The organism is uncultured Caballeronia sp., from assembly GCF_964243625.1.
Taxonomy (GTDB): domain Bacteria; phylum Pseudomonadota; class Gammaproteobacteria; order Burkholderiales; family Burkholderiaceae; genus Caballeronia.
This window is the reverse complement of sequence record NZ_CAXTGZ010000595.1, coordinates 1-3,708: the sequence shown is the minus strand read 5'-3', so window position 1 is coordinate 3,708 and position 3,708 is coordinate 1. Positions and strand designations below refer to the sequence as shown.

The following is a 3,708-nucleotide window of genomic DNA, read 5'->3' as shown; positions in this document are numbered from 1 at the left end:
TGTCAACACGGGCACAAAGTTAACACCCTTCTCGCTGAATACGGTTCGCGCAGCCGACATGCCATTGAGTGCGGCCGGAAAGCCTGCATAAACGACCAGATGAATCATTAGTTCCGCGACTTCGCGCGGTGAGCAGCCGACGTTGAGCGCGCCCGCAATGTGGAAACGAAGTTGTGGCTCGGCGCCCCCGATCGCCGCAAGCGCGGCAACAGTCACCAATTGCCGCTGCCGCAGATTAAGTGCAGGTCGCGAATAGATTTCTCCGTAGGCGAAACTGATCGCCATGCGCGCCAAGTCTGGCGCAATGTCCTTCAAAGCCTCGTTGATCGAGGGCTGTTCTGTCTGTTCAATGGCCATCAGATATTGCTGACCACGCATTAGAGCCGATTCAGTGTCTTGCATCATTCTCTCCCGAAGCTGCGCCACATCATTGCGGCTCGTTGTATGAACGATAACGAAAGCGGCGGTGATGCACCATTTCCTTTGGTGTGATACTTTTAAAGTATCACGGAACAAAAGGCGGAAATCCTGCATGCGAGAAAACATCGACCTCTGGCAACTGCGATATTTCGTCGCTGTGGCCGAAGAACTGAGCTTTCGGCGTGCAGCGGAGCGTTTGTTCATTACGCAACCGCCTTTGACGAGACAGATTCAGGCGCTAGAAGAAATCGTCGGCGCGGAACTATTCGAGCGTGATAGCGGCGGCGTAAGACTGACCTCCGAAGGTGCCTATTTGCTGATCGAGGCCCGCGATCTTCTCGCGGTAGCTGACGCCACATTCAAGCGAATCGCACAGCGCACCGCCCAACCCTGGAGCGACCTCAGGCTTGGTATCACCACCGTACTGGATCCCGCCTTATTTTCGTGGATCGAACCAGCGCTCAAGAAACGTGACCCGACGATTAGGGTGATCCAAAAGCGGCAGTACTCACAGGATTCGGTGCGCGACCTTCGTCGTGGTTTGCTGGACGCCGCACTGATCGGTTTACCGTCTGCAACTGAGGGTCTGTGCGTTGAACGGTTGTTCGACGAACCACTCGTAGCTGCGCTGCCGGAAGGACACGCATTGTGCAAGCGAAGACGCATCTCACTGTTGGAAATGTCCGGTGACCTGCTTTTCTGGCCGCTACGACGTATTAATCCGGGCTACTACGATCACTTTGCCAGAGTCTTCCGCACGCATGGCTTCAATCCTCCGCGCGTCCCGGAACCAGCCGATCACCACGTGCTTCTAAGCCTGATCGCCCAGGGTCAAGGTGTTGCCCTGATTCCGTCGTCGCTGAAAGCCATTGCGCGCGACGGCGTCGTCTATCGGGAATTGCGAGAGCACACGGACTTGCGGATCGAAGTGGCAATCGCATACATGCCTGATGCACACTATGCATCGCTGCAGTATTTGATAGACGTCTTGCGATCGCACTATCGCACGGGCATCGATCCAAAATTGAACGCGTGAGGTCACGCGGCAACAAACGTGGCAGACGCCCGAAGCGAGTTTCGATCAAACGGACACATCCGTTCAGCGACGAGTCCGAGCTTTGAGCAAGGCTGCTTCGTCGGAATTAGGAAGCAGAACGCTCTTTTGTCAGTAATAGTTCACACTTGGCCAAGCGGTCGCTATCGGAGTCGCGCACGGATTGATAGATTTCTTCGGCGACGTTCACCACAAACAGTCGACGACTAGCCAACTACTCTCAACGGGTTCGCCGCTGGGCACTGGGACGGTGGCATCATTCCTCGCTTCTAACAAGACGCTCGCATGGCGTGGCGGAGCATGAACAGCTACTTTCGTGCGCGTCAAGAACGAATGCGATTAAAAAGGTAATCGCTGCCGTGAGGTTTTTACATGGACGCGCGATGCCCTCCGAGCCATCAGACGAGCGCGCAGAAACTGACCTCAAATACGCATGGCCCCCAACGCCGCTCTTGTATTGACACTCGCAGCCAAACTTCACTCATCTTGGGTCAAATATTCATGAAGAGACTGAAGGGCGGCGGCGCCCTCTCCGACAGCGGCCGCAACCCTCTTTACCGAGCCGCTGCGCACGTCACCAATTGCAAAGATACCTGGTCGGCTCGTCTCCAGAAATCGGGGTGGACGGTCTGGCGGACACGCCCTAAGTGCGTCGGAGCCAGTGAGCACAAATCCGTTCCTGTCCAGCGCAACGCAATCTGCAAGCCAGCCAGTATTGGGCTGCGCGCCGAGAAACAGGAAAACGTGGCGGATCAATTTGGGTTCGATCTGACCTTGCCGGTCCCACTCGACCGATTCAAGGCGCGTCTCGCCGTCCAATTTAACGACTTGGGTCCGCTGATGAACGGTGATATTGGACGCCGCATCGATTCGCCTGATCAGATAATTCGACATGCTCGTATTGAGTCCATCGCCGCGAATCACGATATGGATATGTCGCGCAAATCGCGCGAGGAACACCGCAGCCTGACCAGCTGAATTTCCACCACCAACGATGATCAATTCTTCGTCCGCACAAAACGCGGCTTCCATGAATGTCGCGCTGTAGTAAACTCCTCGCCCCTCGAAATGCTCAAGACGGTCCAGCGACGGTTTCCGATAACGCGCACCCGTCGCGACGACGATGGCGCGGGCATAGACATGCTCGTCGTACCCGAGCCGAATGTGAAACGGCGCTGCGTCCTCGCAATCAACGCCGAGCGCTTCAATGGGTACGCCGACCTCGGCACCGAATTTGCGGCATTGCGACAGGCCGCGGCCGGCAAGCGCTTGACCCGAGATGCCGGTTGGGAACCCAAAGTAATTTTCTATCTTTGAACTGGTGCCGGCCTGCCCACCGGGCGCCTTGGTATCGAGGACCGCCACCCTCAAGCCTTCGGAGGCGGCGTAGACCGCGGCCGCAAGACCTGCCGGTCCGGCGCCTACCACGACCACATCGAAGCGCTCGCCATTCAACTTGTCAGGACTGAGGCCAATTGCATCAGCTACGGCTCGGTGAGTCGGCCGTTTAAGAACGTCACCATGTAACGTAATGACCACCGGTATATCCGCTTCCGTCGCACCATAGCGTTCCAGAAGAGCCTGCGCTTCCTGATGCTCGACGATATCGAAGTAAGCCGATGGTTGGGCGTTGCGGCTCAGGAAATGTCGGAGACCGAACGTTGCCGCAGAAGCCGCACTGCCAACGACTACAACACCCCCGCTCTGATCCTGAATAAAAGCGACGCGGCGAAGGATGAACGCACGCATGATCGTTTCGCTTAATTCAGCTTCCGCGATGACGAGCTCACGCAGCAATTCCTCGCTGATAACGATGACTTCGCAGTCACACGTGGCGCGCGCCGTAGCCACTGCAGCGCGGCCGGCAAGCGTTCCAACCTCACCGGTGAAGGTGCCGGGGCCGTGCGTACCTATCACATGGAAACCGTCTCCCGAGCCTCGCGTCGCCTCGATTGTTCCCGAGACAATGGCGAATACGGGAATGTGCCGATCTCCTTCGGAGAACAGCACGTCACCCGTCTTCAACTTGCGTGGTTCACCGTACCGCTCCAGGAGCGCAAACTGCTTTTCGTCCAGCGTTGGAAATATCTGATGATGGCGGCTGCCGCCTGACACCAATTCTTCAAATCTGTCCGAAGAGTTATCGCTCATGGAGATTTTCCAAATAAGTGAACCCGGATTGTGATCCAATTAAGTACCTCGACGGCACAAGCCACCAAAAAGACCGGCGGCTG

Annotated in this window: 3 protein-coding genes; 1 reads left to right on the top strand and 2 read right to left on the bottom strand. The window is 56.6% G+C overall.

Features of this window, described 5'->3' with window-relative positions:
• Window positions 1-534 (bottom strand): carboxymuconolactone decarboxylase family protein (locus ACFFAR_RS27685; protein ID WP_375508866.1); only part of this gene is annotated, 534 nt, incomplete at its 3' end.
• Here ACFFAR_RS27685 and ACFFAR_RS27680 point away from each other — a divergent pair.
• Window positions 533-1,456, top strand: a complete 924-nt coding sequence (locus tag ACFFAR_RS27680; protein ID WP_174364276.1) for a LysR substrate-binding domain-containing protein — start codon at window positions 533-535, stop codon at window positions 1,454-1,456. The genes ACFFAR_RS27685 and ACFFAR_RS27680 overlap by 2 nt on opposite strands.
• 495 nt (window positions 1,457-1,951) lie before the next feature.
• Here ACFFAR_RS27680 and ACFFAR_RS27675 read toward each other — a convergent pair whose 3' ends face one another.
• Window positions 1,952-3,625, bottom strand: coding sequence for an FAD-dependent oxidoreductase (locus ACFFAR_RS27675; protein WP_174364275.1), 1,674 nt, complete (start codon window positions 3,623-3,625; stop codon window positions 1,952-1,954).
• Window positions 3,626-3,708: the final 83 nt, after the last annotated feature.

Coding starts and splice junctions, on each gene's coding strand:
- ACFFAR_RS27680 (WP_174364276.1), top strand. CDS start 533: ATGCGAGAAAACATCGACCTCTGGCAACTGCGATATTTCGTCGCTGTG.
- ACFFAR_RS27675 (WP_174364275.1), bottom strand. CDS start 3,625: ATGAGCGATAACTCTTCGGACAGATTTGAAGAATTGGTGTCAGGCGGC.